The following is a 13,980-nucleotide window of genomic DNA, read 5'->3' as shown; positions in this document are numbered from 1 at the left end:
TTAAGTTTTGTTTAAGTATGGAAATGATGATAAGGCCTAACAATAATCAGCGTATGTTATTAGCCACATAAGATTAACTTAATAATAACTCTTAAATAGATATATAGATAAATAAGCATCTATGTTTTTAAATAAATTCTAACGAGCGTGAAAATCAACAGTTTCAATACTGCTTATTTCATCATCCATACAGAAATGTGGGCAGCCCAACACGCGGCCATGTTTCTCGATAGCCTCGACCTGTGTTTATTGTATATCGTAAAAGTAGGCTTTAAGTCATTCTAAAGGTGGTCTAGTTACCGAACAAAGGTGTTGATTTTCGGCTTTTTTTCCTCCGATCCGTCGCGGATGGCCTCAGTAGCATATTGTGATTTAGATTTGAAAAATACTAGCAACAGCCCTTCTTCACGCCGGCTCGCTCACATATAGCATCAATAGTGAGAGTGCCATAGCTGTTCTGCCACATTAAATCTAATATTGCTTGTAGCAAGCGTTCTTTGCCATCACTTTTGCGGCCCATTTCCAGTACCTATCAATACGTTGACATTATTGAAATTGACTATTATCTATTCGTCTCGATACGCTAATTGGGCCAACTATTTAACCTCATCTATAGAAACCGAAAACAATATAGCAGCTCCTATTATACCGGCAATTAATGAACCGAAAAGGATACCTAGTTTTGCTTGTTCAATTAAAGCGGGTTGTCCCTCAAATGCTAATACTGATATAAATAATGACATTGTAAAGCCTACACCCGCCAAAAAACCGATACCAATGATATGAGAAAATGTCACACCATCAGGCAATCTTACCGCACCTACTTTTAATCCCAACCAGGCAAAAAAGCTAATACCAATCCCCTTTCCTAAAACCAATGCGAGTATTATCGCCAGTGTGACCACAGTATCTTTAAATTCAGGAATGACCGTAGGTAACATTACGCCTGCATTTAAAAAAGCGAACAAAGGTAGAATAATCAAACTGACAGGTTTATCTAGTGTATATCCCCAGCGTAATATTGGCGCTGTCGTTTGCTTGGCAATATCTTCTGCCTTTACAGCCAGTGCGTGTTGCTGTTCATTTTCAAGGATAGGAGTATCTTCACTGTCTACGTCCTTAAAATCATGGATGACATTTTGCATTTTACGGCGAAACCAGATTTTGTTGGTATAAGGACGTGTCGGCACCATCATTGCGGCTAACAGACCTGCGGTGGTTGCATGTACGCCTGATTGAAGAATAAACCACCAAAGAAAAAAACCGCCCACTAAATAAAAGACAGGTTTCCTGATACCAAGAAGGTTTATAAAAAACAGAACTAATAGCGTGAGTCCCGCCCATAGAAGTGACTGAATAATAATTTGGTCGGTATAAAATAAACCAATAACAGCTACTGCTCCCATGTCATCTACAATGGCTAATCCAGTAAGAATAATGTAAGCCGCTCGAGGGGCTTTAGCGCCTAACAGTGTGAGAATACCTATCGCAAAAGCCGTGTCTGTGGCCATAGGCACACCCCAGCCTTGATAAGCGTTGGACGACTCACTAATCCAAATAATGCTTGAATATATCAGTGCCGGAAGCACCATGCCCCCCAGTGCCATAACAATAACTAATCCAGCATCTTTTAAATCGCTTAGCGCTCCGACCAAGCATTCATATTTAATTTCTAGCCCTAAAATGAAAAAGAACAACACCATCAAACCGTCATTGATCCAGTAATGTAATGAATGACTTATAGCCCAATCGCCAAGAGAAATAGTGAGCTCAAGTGTACTTAGGGCTTCATAACTGTGTTGCCATCCTAAATTAACCATAAGAATGGCTGCTATTGCTGAAACAAGTAATACGATTCCAGCTACGATCTGACTATTGATAAATGACTCAACAGGCAATGAGAACTTAAGAAAACCACGCTCTAATGGAGCATGATCACGATTTTCTTCCTTTATTTCGTAACTCATAACTTGTCTCCGCAACGTTACTGTGTGCTTTTCAACCACATAATGTGGCCAGATCCCTTTAAAATCAAAAGAGTAAACTGGTAATAATACGATACCATCTTTTTATCAACACGGCTTTGTATGCCGCTATTAGCGTTGAAACTCGATCCGAATTAACACTATGCTTTGCAAATCAGCGCTCAAGCCACAGTTAAGGACAAGTCGTAACCTGTTTAACAGGCTTAGATGGCCTCGACAACGATTCGGTATATTTACCATCACTTTGATTGCAACATGCACGTTAATATTGTTAGTGTGAGTGAACAGCTAGACATCAATATCAACCAATTAATGGAGTGCAACTAATGGGATCGCATAATACTGATCAACATAAGCACAGTATCGCTACTTTTGCAGCCTTAAAAACCGCTATCGCAAATGATGAAGAGCAGTTGGTAAAAGATTTATTAGCAAATGAACCGATGCAAGAGCTTGAGAAAAGCTATCTAATTGATTTAGCAAATATAAACAATAATCAAACTATCTTAACATTACTGAAAGATATCCCTGAAATATAGCTACAAGGTGAAATATAGCCTGTTAGTACTCGCTCTATTTAGATAACCATTTTCACTAAAGAGAATCGCCGCATATGGCGGCGCAACACTTATCTAAGCCATAGCTAAATATCATTTTTCACAGGCTTACTATTCACTTTCCTCTTCTCTTTTTTCGATAGTCGCGCTTAATTTTTGATATACACCAAGCGAAACAATCAAAATCGCTGATACCATAATAAGTAACGCCGGATAGAGTAAAAGGCTAAGGTCTTTCGTTCCTGCTTTGAATATAAACACCAGTCCTTCAATACTGACGGCGATGGTAATAATGACAATAATTTTTGTAATTGTTCTTCTTGCCTCTTTGGGATCTCGCAGCTCTTTATCCTTAAACACTTCTTCTTCCATCATGTACTGTGCAACATCGATAATCGCTGCAGCTATGATAATAGCGGCGACAGATTGAAGCATTAATGGAATAAATCCAGAGTCATACTCTATGCCAGAAATGACCTCGTAAATAGACCACAGCATAATTATCAAAGATAAGATGATAAGAGTGACAGCTGCGAACAGATGAACTCCAGCAAAAATCTTATTGAACAGTTTTTTCATATTTTTGACCTGTAATAATTTATCGACCAAGGTGGCTCATTGCGTTATTAATGTGCACGCATAAATGAGGTTATGTTATTCATCTAATACAGTGCTGATGACATTTACCTATGATGGAATTGCACTCACTTATCGGCACAAGCTTGATCTAGATAAGGTCACTATAGATTGAGAACAGATGGCAAAACATCATATGAACTCAAGTGAACACTAAGTTGACTGTAAATAACCAGAAAACATGGATAGACCCAATGGAGCTTGAAGAGGTCACTTAGTATTGCTTGCCTACCCTGTTAATCGTTCAAGGGTAACACACTCGAGTTTGTGAAGGGGTTACAGTAATAAAATGCAGTCACTTATCAAGGATTAGGATCTCCATTATGTTGTTTAAGACTCTATTTTCCAAAAATAAAAATGATCGTTAGGGCAATTGTTGTTTATCGCAAGTTAGCCTAATTCGACCTTACCACGGAAGCCACTTGCACTATTTTATTGGCTGGTAATAGTAAGCTTCCACTATTAATTGTAACTAAGCTATTTAGGTCGTCCAATGGAGAAGCTGTCATTAATGACTGGCGTGATTTATAGCTGTTATGGCGACCAAGATTAATAGCCCATTTAACAATCTGTAACGTATTAATCATTGGTCACCTTAATAGAGGATAGATATAATATAAATATCTTTAGTGCAACATGATTACTTAAACCTTGAACTCGCTGACTTAAATGCTGCACTGAGCGAATCCCAGGCGCTATCAATGCCGACTTTTACGTCTTCCCAAGCATCATCACTGGCTTTTTTAAGCTCATTAAGTTTTTTATTGGCAGATTGTTTCATCGACTCAAGTTCCTCTATTCTTTGATAGTATTCCAGTTGCTCATCAGCAGCTTTACCATCGGCTTTTGCTTTCAGTCTATCAATTTGGGCACTCCACTCATCGAGTTGCGCCTGCAATTTTTTTTCGTATGCTTGTTTCTTACTCATAATGATTGTCCTTTTTAATGACGTGGTTAAAACAGCTTTAACGACTGAAGTTTCTGCTTGATTTAAATACTTGGCTTCAGAATATTGGATTTTTATCCTGAAAATATACGTTAACATGCATGGCAACATAATGCTCATTTATGCCTCATTTGCCCTTGTATGATGCCACAGGGCGATCAAACATTATTTAATGGATCTATTTGTCATCCTTGAACGTAAAAACTAGCTCTTTCGAATTATCTCAAAGCAGTAATATGATCATTTTCTACGATGGCAATTGCCCACTATGCAGCATCGAAATGCAGCAACTAAAACATGCTGATATTCATCAAAAAATCATCCTTGAAGATCTTAATGCGCTCGATTTTAGTCTTCGATACCCAAGTATTGATGTCAATCAGGCAATGACGTATTTACAAGCACAAACACTATCGGGTGAGATGATTTACGGCCTTGATGTGACTTGTCAGGCGTGGGAGATTGTTGGAAAACATCGCTGGTTAAAACTTATCCGCTTACCCATCATTCGCTTATTTGCCGACCTTGGATATCGCTTTTTTGCAAAGTATAGGCATTCTATTAGTAAATTTTTAATGCCCAATTCAAGCTGTTCTAACGGCCAGTGTCATAGGAAACTAAAATCTGACAAACGATAAACACAAACGTGTTGCATGTAGCCAAAAATGCACACTCAGAAAAATTGATATCTAAAAAGTTAATCAGCCCATTAAGATTGATAGGGTGACACTATTTTACTGTTAAGGACTTCAAATGCATTTTACCCAAGAGCGCATAGACGCGCTTGATAAACACACCCGTACCCATTTAATTAATTCACTCTCTGGTTTTAAAAGCGCTAATTTAATTGGCACTCAAGACTCACAAGGCTTGACTAACTTATCTATTGTCAGCTCGGTGATACACCTAGGCGCAAATCCGCCGCTGGTGGGGATGATAGTGCGCCCACATACAGTACCTCGTCATACATTTGAAAATATTTTACAAACGGGTTGCTATACAATTAACCAAGTTAATCAATCAATTTATAAGCAGGCTCATCAAACATCAGCCCGTTATGATAAAGACGAGTCGGAGTTTGCGGTAACGGGACTAACACCTGAATACTTAAATAATTTTACCGCGCCATTTGTAAAAGAAAGTCGTTTAAAATATTCGGTAAAATTTATTGAGCATCAACATTTAGCCGTTAATGGTACTGAGCTGGTGATTGGTGAAATTATCGATGTGTATGTTGATGAAGCAGCACTTCAAAGTGATGGCTTTTTAGACTTGCAAGCAATAGACACAGTGGCGATTACAGGATTAGATAGTTACCACACTAGCAATAAACTTATGCGTTTACCCTATGCTAAAAAGTGATTCAGCTATGCATTCCGCCAAGGTAAAATAGCCTTTAGTCAGCAATAAACAATATGCTAATCAAACCGTAAATCGTAGATTAAAAGCAATGTAAGCAGCATATTGGCTAACATGCTGCTTACATTATTCAATCATTGCATGGCATAAAAAATCCCATTCAAATCGGTAACGATTTAAATGGGATCCATTAAATAAACCGGTACATTTTTACTGAGCTAAAAATTGTTGGTTAACCGCTTCCGCCATTAATTTTGGTGGGATCAAGCCTTGGCTCAACACAAAATTATTAAACGCTAAACGATCGAACTTGTCGCCTAGGGCTATTTCAACTCCGGCGCGGATCTCCAATAATCGTGATAAGCCATAAAAATAACTGCCAGCCTGGCCAGGCATTCTCATAGTGTATCGATCAACTTCTTGTTTTACAGCCGCTTCTGAAAACACCACATCGTTGCGTAACAATGAATATGCGTTTTCTTTTGTTGTCAGACCTAAGTTCAACATCGGGTCTAACATCGCGCGAGCATTACGCAATAACCTATGTTGCAGGGCAATAAGCTGTGCTTCAATAGGCAGGTACGGCAACATTTCCGCTTCGGCATACAATGCCCAACCTTCTACGTTAACGCTGTTAAAAGCATAATATACTCGTGCCAGTGAAACGCCCTGCTCCAACATGACCGCAAATTGTAATTCATGCCCAGGTCTGCCTTCATGGGCACTTAATGTATAAGCAACCGCATTAAAATTAAAGTCATCGTATGCAGCATCACCCGTTAATGCAGGGTTACCGGTTGTCAGAACAAATTGGCCTTGCTCACCAGTATTGCCAATAAACGGTGGCGGCAACATATGCGGCGCAGGACTACCTGCCGCTTCGGCATCACTTGCAAGTCGCATGATCATATCGCGTTTAGGTAAATCAACCACATGATGTTTACTGATCAAGGCCTCAAGTTTTTTATTGGTTTCACGATAATAATTTTCAATTTTATCCTTGGTTAATGATTCTTTTTTAAGTGCTTTAATCACGTCACGATAATCACTTGATGGCATATTAAATTTTTGTGCAACCAATGGCGCTAACGCCTGCATATTCGCTTTGGTTATCATGTAACTTGCTTTAGCGCGTTCAATTAACAACTCAGGGTCGATATCGATGCCAACGGTTTTGAGTTTTAAGGCATAAATTTCTTCGGGTAATCTAAAGTCATCTCGTGTGTTCGGAATAACCGTTTTTTCAGCCCATTGGCGATAGTCTTCAATTTGCTGCTTTAATAGCAACATATTCTCATCGGCTTTTATGAATTCATTTTGTTCAAATAACTGCTGTAAACCTTGTAATAAAGTGTCTGTTCTCGCTAGGGCTTGGTTAACTTCTTCTTTTGTCGGCCCAATTAACTTTTTGTTGGCTAACGCCGCTTCAAATAAGGTTTTGGCTTGATCCGTTAAGGCTGCTTGCCCTGTTTTGCCGACATAACACGCAAGACGGGTATTAGCCGCTTGTTTGCGAGTATCTGACATTTGATCATCTAATAATGCCGACACACCTCTGAATATAATCAGGGGGACATCAACCCAAGGCAGCATGTATTTATCGTCTAAATTACCCGCGGCAATGGTCTGATCAATATTGTCGATAATAATGTTAAGGTCTTGACGAACTGGCAATGATTTTTCAGTTTTCACCGCTTGTAGCAAGGTTTTCTTACTGGTTTCAAGCGTCTCTATATATTTATCTTGCTGTGCCTTAGTGATATTACTACACAGACTATCGGCTTCAGTAATCCCTATTGAACTGGCCATTTCTGGCTGAAATTGACTGGTTATCTGTATTTGTTTGTTTGTGTATTGATTACTGACATCAACCCAAGAGTTGGCTGATGACGTCAATGGAAATAAAGCGAGCAGTGGAATCACTGAAGTAAATATTTTACCTGACATCTGTTTAATCCCTTGTTATTTTTATTCTGAAGTTAACCATTATAGCCGAATTAAACCACGACGCGACATGCCATCAGTTAAGTTATCACCTTAAGCAGTATTAGATTATAAGCGTTAATTATCAATATATTACTTTGTATTTATGGTATCAATATCTTCGGTATTATTGTCTGGTTACAAATAAAAACACCGCAACCTATAAGGTTGCGGTGTTTAAGCAGAACGTTATCAGCGTTTACCGTTTACTTAAAAAGCAAAATCATCGCTGCTCAGTGCCATCATTGAGTCAACGCCATTTTGAATACATGCTGCATGGCCTTTTGCTCTTGGTAACATACGTTGCATATAAAACTGAGCGGTTTTTATTTTTGCTTCATAGAACGCTGTTTCACTTGTATCAGTAGCCAGTTTATCTTGAGCGACTTTTGCCATTTTTGCCCAGAAAAACGCTAAAGTTACATAGCCGGCATACATGAGGTAATCAACTGAAGCACCACCAATTTCATCAGGATTTTTCATCGCTTTAGCACCGATCAATACAGTAAGTTCATGCCACTCTTTTGCATAAATCATAATGGGTTTAATAAACTCTGCCATCGCAGGGTTGTCCATGTTCTGTTGGCAGAATGCGGTCACATCTTGAGAAAAAGGTTTTAACACTTCGCCTTGGCTGCCAATAATTTTACGTGCCAGTAAATCTAAGGCTTGAATACCGGTTGTGCCTTCATATATACAACTGATTTTGGTATCACGCATTAACTGTTCCATGCCCCACTCTTTGATAAAGCCATGGCCACCGAACACCTGAACGCCAAGGCTGGTACATTCAAAACCAAGTTCAGTGAGAAAGGCTTTTGCAATTGGGGTTAATAATGCCAATTTGGTCTCAGCATCCGCTTTAATTGCCTCATCTTTCTCAGCATGGCCGATATCCACTAACTGAGCCAAATATGAAATTAATGCACGGCCACCTTCGGCAATAGACTTTTGAGTTAGCAACATTCTACGTACATCTGGATGAACAATAATCGGATCTGCAGGGCCATTAGGGTTTTTAACCCCGCTAATAGAACGCATCTGTAATCGATCTTTGGCGTAAGCTAGCGCACCTTGGAAAGAAGCTTCTGCTGCGGCAACACCTTCACTCGCCACACCGATACGGGCTGCATTCATGAAGGTAAACATGCATTTAAGGCCGCGATTAGGTTCGCCAATTAAATGGCCTGTAGCGCCATCAAAGTTAATCACACAAGTCGCGTTACCATTAATACCCATTTTGTGCTCTATTGAGCCACAATTGACGCCATTTCTATCTGAAATGGTGCCGTCAATATTGACATTAAATTTAGGCACAATGAATAAAGATATGCCTTTATTGCCTTCTGGGGCGCCAGGAATACGAGCAATAACAATATGCACTATGTTGTCTGACAGATCGTGTTCACCCGCCGAAATAAAGATTTTAGTGCCCGTTAACGAATAGCTGCCGTCATCTTGACGTTCAGCCTTGGTGCGCAACATACCTAAATCTGTGCCACAGTGCGGCTCAGTTAAGCACATGGTGCCAGTCCACTTACCTTCAACAAGTTTGGGCATAAACTGTTGCTTTTGTGATTCAGTGCCGTGGGCTTCAATGGTGGCTAATGCACCATGACTGAGTCCTGGGTACATGGCAAAACTATGATTCGCACTGGAAAATAGCTCAGCGATACTAATATTTAGCGAATGTGGTAAACCTTGACCACCAAATTCTTCAGACTGAGATAATGTTGGCCAACCGCCTTCTACATACTGGGCATACGCCTCTTTAAAGCCATCAGGTGTGGTGACCGCGCCGTCTTTCCATGTACAACCCTGCTGATCGCCAATTTGATTTAATGGCGCAACAACCTCTTCTGTTAGTTTTGCAGCTTCATTGATAATGGCATCAACCATATCAATAGTCGCATCTTGATAGCCTAAATGCTCATAGTGGCCTTCACAGCCGAGCAATTCTTGCATCACAAACTTAACATCACGAATGGGGGCTTTGTATTCAGGCATTGTTGCTCTCCAACTATTATCTATAAGTGTTAGGGGCTGTTAATCTTTTGTGGCTAAATTTTATTTAACACAGACGGCTAATGGTTTATTTAAGCATATAGAACAAATGTTAGACAGAAAGTCTCTAAATAAGTAATACCTTATGAAAACCTGATTTATATAAAAATAAACCCTCTCGATTAGCCACTCCCAGATACCGGTGTGAAGAGTCGCTTATGTAGATAGATGAAGACATCTAACAAGCTCCGCCTTAACTATCATTGCCGGTAACGTCTGCAAAATTTATCTCAAAAAAAACAACAACCTCTGCGATTAAGTGATTATTTAAATGATTTTCCATATAAATAACCCGTCATATTACTGATGCTAAAGTAACAAGATGTATTATCCAAATGCATATTAATTATAGCTACACATTCACCTTGCTAATAGTACCTCTAGCTTAACAAGCCAATGGCACAATATTGCGCATTAATCTTGATCACTTGCCCGATAGTTTACTTGTCTACTGTGCCTTTGTGGCGCGACTTGCACATATATAGCAGCTTTATTAGCCTATAACAGTGCACTATTCATTATGCGAATAGTTCATTATTAAAATAATCGATTGGTTTAATTTTAATACAGCATCTAGCATCGTTTGGAGCTAAATTAGCATAGTCGTAGGGTTTTATTTGAGTAAAGAGTGGGCAAGACTGGGATCAATCTTAATGTTCTTCCCTGTGGTTATTGACTCATACTGTTCTACGAAAATGATCGTTGAGATTATCAATAACAATGCTTAATCGTGGAGCAATACCATTTTCCCTCAATGAATCAACAAGCTTGTGCCTGGATTAAAATATACATTTTAAAACAATTCAAAATCCAACCAATGAGAGTATCAAACATGTCTATAGAATCGATATTACAACAGCGAACTTCAGTAAGAGCCTTTGTTGACCAACCTGTGGCAGATGACACATTACAGAAAATTTTCGCCAGTGCGCAACTTTCCCCGTCCAATTGTAATGTGCAACCATGGCAAGCTTGTGTGGTATCTGGGGCAACTAAAGATAAACTGAAACAACGATTGATAGAAACTTTGATGAGCGGCGCATCACCAAACCCTGATTTTAATTGGTTACCGCAATATCAAGGCATTCATCGTGAGCGTCAATTTGGTTCAGCTAATGCGTTATACAGTGCAATTGGGGTCGCACGCGAAGACAAAAAAGCCCGTCAAATGGCCATGTTACGTAATTGGCAATTTTTTGATGCGCCACATGCGGTGTTTTTTACCATGGATAAATACTTAGACATTATGGGGGCTGTCGACTTAGGTATTTATGCACAAACGTTATCGCTTGTCATGGCAGAACATGGCATATCAAATTGCATGCAAGGCGCGCTAGGACAATTTCCTGATCCTGTTAGAGAAATACTTAACCTGCCAGATGAACGCGGAATTTTGTTTGGCATGTCTTTTGGTTATGCCGATGACAGCGCTGCGGTAAATAACACCAGAACAGACCGTGAGTTGCTTGAGAATTCAGTTACATTCTTCCAATAAAGCATCATCTGTACCGTTTAACTAGGCCTCAATAGGCCTTAATTTGTGCTGAGATTGAATATGAAGCTAATGCATCAGTATATTGCAGTGGATAAGGTCAATATACATTATGTTGAAACTGGCCATATGTCCGAAACAAAACCCTTATCGACCATGGTATTTTTACATGGTTTTCCTGAATATTGGGGCTCATGGCAAAAACAGTTAGACTATTTTTCAGCTCACTATCATGTTATTGCGCCTGACTTACCCGGATATAACCTAAGTGATAAACCCAGTGATTTAGACTTTTATACTGTCCCCAATTTAATCGCGTTTATCGCTCAGTTTATTGCAGCCATAAGCCCTACAGAGCCTGTCATTTTGGTTGCTCATGATTGGGGCGGCGCTATAGCCTGGCCATTAGCCGCTTTTTATCCTCACTTAATAAGCAAACTGATTATTCTTAATGCCGCTCATCCGAGTACCTTTACCCGAGAGATGATCAATAACCCTATTCAACGACAAAAGAGTGCTTATATTCATCAGTTGATTAGTCCATCAGCTGAAACATTATTAATCGAGGATGATTATCGCTATTTAACTGAAAAAATAATGGTTAGCTCACAAGAGGCAATTTTTACTGAACAGGTTCTCGCACGTTACAAAAAAGTGTGGGGCCAATACGGAGCCATTAATGGCATGCTGCAATACTATCGAGCTATGCCACAATTAGCACCCAACGACACAGATGATGGCATTGAAAAAGCATTAGCTGATGAGACGTCAATCATCACAAGGCAAATCAAAAAGACGGCTGACATAAGGATCCCCAATATTCGAATTAATCAGCCAACGTTAGTGCTTTGGGGTGAACAAGATTTAGCGTTCGTTAACGAAACCCTCAATGACATTGAGCGCTATGTTGCAGATTGCACAATTAAACGTTTTGCAAATACCAGTCACTGGCTGCAACATGAAAGACCCGCTGAAGTGAATCGCGCCATTCATGCATTCGTCAATCAACCAAGTTTACCTATGAGTCACTTGCATGAGCACTTACATGACTGAAGACTCAAAATAGCGAGTATCAAGCCATCGTTATTATTCAATATGGATAACGAATGAGTCACATGCCGTAATCTAGACACTAATGCTGCGGGCAAAGTAGAAAATATCATTTATGCCAACGCCTTAGGCAATGACCATGCTATTTACTGGCAGGTTTTTAGTTGCTATGTTGGGCATAACATATTGATAGCAAGGCTAGGTATAAACAAACAACAATTAAAGGCCTTAGGGGCAAATATACCGATTACCCTTGCCTAGCCCATTAAACTAAATTATTGTTTAATAAACAATTAGCAACCATATTCCAGGTGAAAAATGCAATTAATTAACGTCACAATTGAAGACAATGTCCATATCATCAGTTTGAACAATGGCAAGGTAAATGCAATCTCACCAGAGGTGATAGCACAGATTCATGCCGCCCTAGACGATGCTGAACAGCAAGCTGCTGTGGTGGTGATAACTGGCCAAGCAGGAATATTCTCAGGCGGCTATGACTTAAAAACAATGAAGCAAAGTTCAGATTCTGCCATTGCCCTTGTGACTGCGGGCTCCGGCTTGGCATACAGAATGTTGGCGTTCCCTACTCCGATCATCGGCGTGTGTACTGGTCATGCAATCGCCAAAGGGGCATTTTTATTACTCAGTTGTGATTATCGTATTGGTTGTACCGGTGACTTTAAAATTGGCTTAAACGAAGTCGCTATTGGCATGACAATGCACCAAGCTGGAATTGAAATTGCCCGAAATCGCATTCCACAAAACTACCTCAGCCGTGCAGTGATCAATGCTGAGCTTTTTGCTCCTGAATCTGCTGTGCTTGCAGGATTTCTTGACCAAGTGGTGCAAGCAGACGTTCTCATGAGCACAGCAATGAGCGTTGCTAAACACATGCAGACGCTCAATATGAAAGCTCATCATGGTACTAAACTAAAAGAGCGCCAAACAATACTCGCGTCACTCAGTGATGCAATCGAGCTGGATAAGCAAATCACATTGAATCTATAAGGATATAGTCATGACTTCAGAGCAAGAGTACAACACGCTAACCGTCAATATTAGCCATAAAGTGGCCCATATCGTCCTAAACAGACCTGACTCGTTGAATTCAATGAACGTCGATTTTTGGCATGAGTTCCCAAGGGTTATTGATGATATTAATAATAAATCAGCAGCTCGGGCGATTGTTATTTCATCAACAGGTAAACACTTTAGTGCTGGTATGGATTTGGCCGTATTCAGTGCCAATGGCCCAAACGACAATATCGAGTTAGGCCGAAAACACGACCAACTACGTCGATTAGTGCTAAAGCTACAAGACTGTTTTAGTGTGTTAGAAAAGGCTCGCATGCCTGTATTAGTGGCGATTCAAGGCGGCTGTATTGGCGGCGCGGTTGATATGGTTACCGCCGCCGATTGCCGCTACTGCACACAAGATGCGTTTTTCAGTATTGAAGAAACCAAACTCGGCATGACTGCTGATGTTGGTACGTTACAGCGTTTGCCTAAGTTGATTTCAATCGGTCTAGTGAAAGAGCTAGCTTATACGGGTCGCAGAATGCCAGCAGAAGAAGCTAAACAAGCCGGTTTGGTCAATCAAGTGTATGACGACCAACAAACGATGATCACCGCAGTATTAGCCATAGCAGCCGAGATCGCCGCCCGCTCGCCTTTAGCGGTAACAGGCTGTAAAGAGATGATTAATTATGCCCGCGATCATAGTGTTCAAGACAGCTTACAATATATGTCGGTCTGGCAAAGCGGCATGTTCCAACCACAAAACGATATGATGGAAATATTCACAGCTAAAGCCCAAAATCGTGCGCCAGAGTTTGCCGAGCTAACGCCCATTGATCCGATTAAAATATTCTAAATATTGGGGAATACTGTGCTATTTGCGCTTAA

Annotated in this window: 13 protein-coding genes; 7 read left to right on the top strand and 6 right to left on the bottom strand. The window is 40.1% G+C overall.

Translation table 11 applies throughout. From position 1 onward, the window contains the following. Positions 1-388 precede the first annotated feature (388 nt). Together GW828_RS19270 and nhaA are read right to left on the bottom strand one after the other, a co-directional pair. Complete coding sequence (locus GW828_RS19270; protein WP_353681932.1) at positions 389-520, bottom strand: TetR/AcrR family transcriptional regulator; 132 nt, start codon at positions 518-520, stop codon at positions 389-391. 76 nt (positions 521-596) lie between these two features. Further along, a complete protein-coding gene (gene nhaA, locus GW828_RS09525) occupies positions 597-1,967 on the bottom strand; it encodes a Na+/H+ antiporter NhaA (protein WP_273058080.1) in 1,371 nt (456 codons plus the stop codon). Positions 1,968-2,311: 344 nt separating this feature from the next. Here nhaA and GW828_RS09520 point away from each other — a divergent pair, with 344 nt between their 5' ends. Then, positions 2,312-2,524, top strand: a complete 213-nt coding sequence (locus GW828_RS09520) for a hypothetical protein (protein WP_182697345.1) — start codon at positions 2,312-2,314, stop codon at positions 2,522-2,524. Between the two features lie 129 nt (positions 2,525-2,653). On the opposite strand, the gene GW828_RS09515 is transcribed toward GW828_RS09520, so the two are convergent. After that, a complete protein-coding gene (locus GW828_RS09515; protein ID WP_124014849.1) occupies positions 2,654-3,121 on the bottom strand; it encodes a hypothetical protein in 468 nt (155 codons plus the stop codon). A 697-nt stretch (positions 3,122-3,818) separates the two neighbouring features. Beyond that, positions 3,819-4,106 carry a sll1863 family stress response protein gene (locus GW828_RS09510; RefSeq protein WP_182722916.1) on the bottom strand — a complete coding sequence of 96 codons (288 nt, stop codon included), beginning with the start codon at positions 4,104-4,106 and terminating at the stop codon, positions 3,819-3,821. A 254-nt stretch (positions 4,107-4,360) separates the two neighbouring features. On the opposite strand from GW828_RS09510, the gene GW828_RS09505 reads away from it, so the two are divergent. After that, on the top strand, positions 4,361-4,762 hold the full coding sequence (locus tag GW828_RS09505) for a thiol-disulfide oxidoreductase DCC family protein (protein ID WP_182697342.1): 402 nt from the start codon (positions 4,361-4,363) through the stop codon (positions 4,760-4,762). Positions 4,763-4,877: 115 nt separating this feature from the next. Further along, a complete protein-coding gene (locus GW828_RS09500) occupies positions 4,878-5,486 on the top strand; it encodes a flavin reductase family protein (RefSeq protein ID WP_182697341.1) in 609 nt (202 codons plus the stop codon). Between the two features lie 207 nt (positions 5,487-5,693). On the opposite strand, the gene GW828_RS09495 is transcribed toward GW828_RS09500, so the two are convergent. Together GW828_RS09495 and GW828_RS09490 are read right to left on the bottom strand one after the other, a co-directional pair. Beyond that, positions 5,694-7,430, bottom strand: a complete 1,737-nt coding sequence (locus GW828_RS09495) for a DUF885 domain-containing protein (RefSeq protein ID WP_182722914.1) — start codon at positions 7,428-7,430, stop codon at positions 5,694-5,696. 246 nt (positions 7,431-7,676) lie between these two features. Continuing rightward, positions 7,677-9,473 carry an acyl-CoA dehydrogenase C-terminal domain-containing protein gene (locus GW828_RS09490; protein ID WP_124014845.1) on the bottom strand — a complete coding sequence of 599 codons (1,797 nt, stop codon included), beginning with the start codon at positions 9,471-9,473 and terminating at the stop codon, positions 7,677-7,679. Positions 9,474-10,362: 889 nt separating this feature from the next. On the opposite strand from GW828_RS09490, the gene GW828_RS09485 reads away from it, so the two are divergent. From GW828_RS09485 to GW828_RS09470, 4 genes are all read left to right on the top strand, one after another. Further along, the gene (locus GW828_RS09485) at positions 10,363-11,025 is read left to right on the top strand and encodes a nitroreductase (protein WP_182741927.1); all 663 of its coding nucleotides are present in this window, start codon (positions 10,363-10,365) and stop codon (positions 11,023-11,025) included. A 60-nt stretch (positions 11,026-11,085) separates the two neighbouring features. After that, positions 11,086-12,075: an alpha/beta fold hydrolase gene (locus GW828_RS09480; RefSeq protein WP_273058081.1), complete on the top strand. Its 990-nt coding sequence runs from the start codon at positions 11,086-11,088 to the stop codon at positions 12,073-12,075. Between the two features lie 315 nt (positions 12,076-12,390). Next, the gene (locus GW828_RS09475; protein WP_124014842.1) at positions 12,391-13,083 is read left to right on the top strand and encodes a crotonase/enoyl-CoA hydratase family protein; all 693 of its coding nucleotides are present in this window, start codon (positions 12,391-12,393) and stop codon (positions 13,081-13,083) included. A 10-nt stretch (positions 13,084-13,093) separates the two neighbouring features. Beyond that, positions 13,094-13,948 (top strand): crotonase/enoyl-CoA hydratase family protein, encoded by an 855-nt coding sequence (locus GW828_RS09470; RefSeq protein ID WP_273058082.1) that lies wholly within the window; start codon positions 13,094-13,096, stop codon positions 13,946-13,948. Positions 13,949-13,980 lie beyond the last annotated feature (32 nt).

Source organism: Shewanella vesiculosa (assembly GCF_009994065.1).
Taxonomy (GTDB): Bacteria; Pseudomonadota; Gammaproteobacteria; order Enterobacterales; family Shewanellaceae; genus Shewanella; species Shewanella vesiculosa.
This window is presented reverse-complemented; position numbering and strand designations above follow the sequence as displayed.

What these genes read in the sequence shown, in the direction of transcription:
- GW828_RS19270 (WP_353681932.1), bottom strand. Translation starts at nt 520, where the DNA reads ATGGGCCGCAAAAGTGATGGCAAAGAACGCTTGCTACAAGCAATATTA.
- nhaA (WP_273058080.1), bottom strand. Translation starts at nt 1,967, where the DNA reads ATGAGTTACGAAATAAAGGAAGAAAATCGTGATCATGCTCCATTAGAG.
- GW828_RS09520 (WP_182697345.1), top strand. Translation starts at nt 2,312, where the DNA reads ATGGGATCGCATAATACTGATCAACATAAGCACAGTATCGCTACTTTT.
- GW828_RS09515 (WP_124014849.1), bottom strand. Translation starts at nt 3,121, where the DNA reads ATGAAAAAACTGTTCAATAAGATTTTTGCTGGAGTTCATCTGTTCGCA.
- GW828_RS09510 (WP_182722916.1), bottom strand. Translation starts at nt 4,106, where the DNA reads ATGAGTAAGAAACAAGCATACGAAAAAAAATTGCAGGCGCAACTCGAT.
- GW828_RS09505 (WP_182697342.1), top strand. Translation starts at nt 4,361, where the DNA reads ATGATCATTTTCTACGATGGCAATTGCCCACTATGCAGCATCGAAATG.
- GW828_RS09500 (WP_182697341.1), top strand. Translation starts at nt 4,878, where the DNA reads ATGCATTTTACCCAAGAGCGCATAGACGCGCTTGATAAACACACCCGT.
- GW828_RS09495 (WP_182722914.1), bottom strand. Translation starts at nt 7,430, where the DNA reads ATGTCAGGTAAAATATTTACTTCAGTGATTCCACTGCTCGCTTTATTT.
- GW828_RS09490 (WP_124014845.1), bottom strand. Translation starts at nt 9,473, where the DNA reads ATGCCTGAATACAAAGCCCCCATTCGTGATGTTAAGTTTGTGATGCAA.
- GW828_RS09485 (WP_182741927.1), top strand. Translation starts at nt 10,363, where the DNA reads ATGTCTATAGAATCGATATTACAACAGCGAACTTCAGTAAGAGCCTTT.
- GW828_RS09480 (WP_273058081.1), top strand. Translation starts at nt 11,086, where the DNA reads ATGAAGCTAATGCATCAGTATATTGCAGTGGATAAGGTCAATATACAT.
- GW828_RS09475 (WP_124014842.1), top strand. Translation starts at nt 12,391, where the DNA reads ATGCAATTAATTAACGTCACAATTGAAGACAATGTCCATATCATCAGT.
- GW828_RS09470 (WP_273058082.1), top strand. Translation starts at nt 13,094, where the DNA reads ATGACTTCAGAGCAAGAGTACAACACGCTAACCGTCAATATTAGCCAT.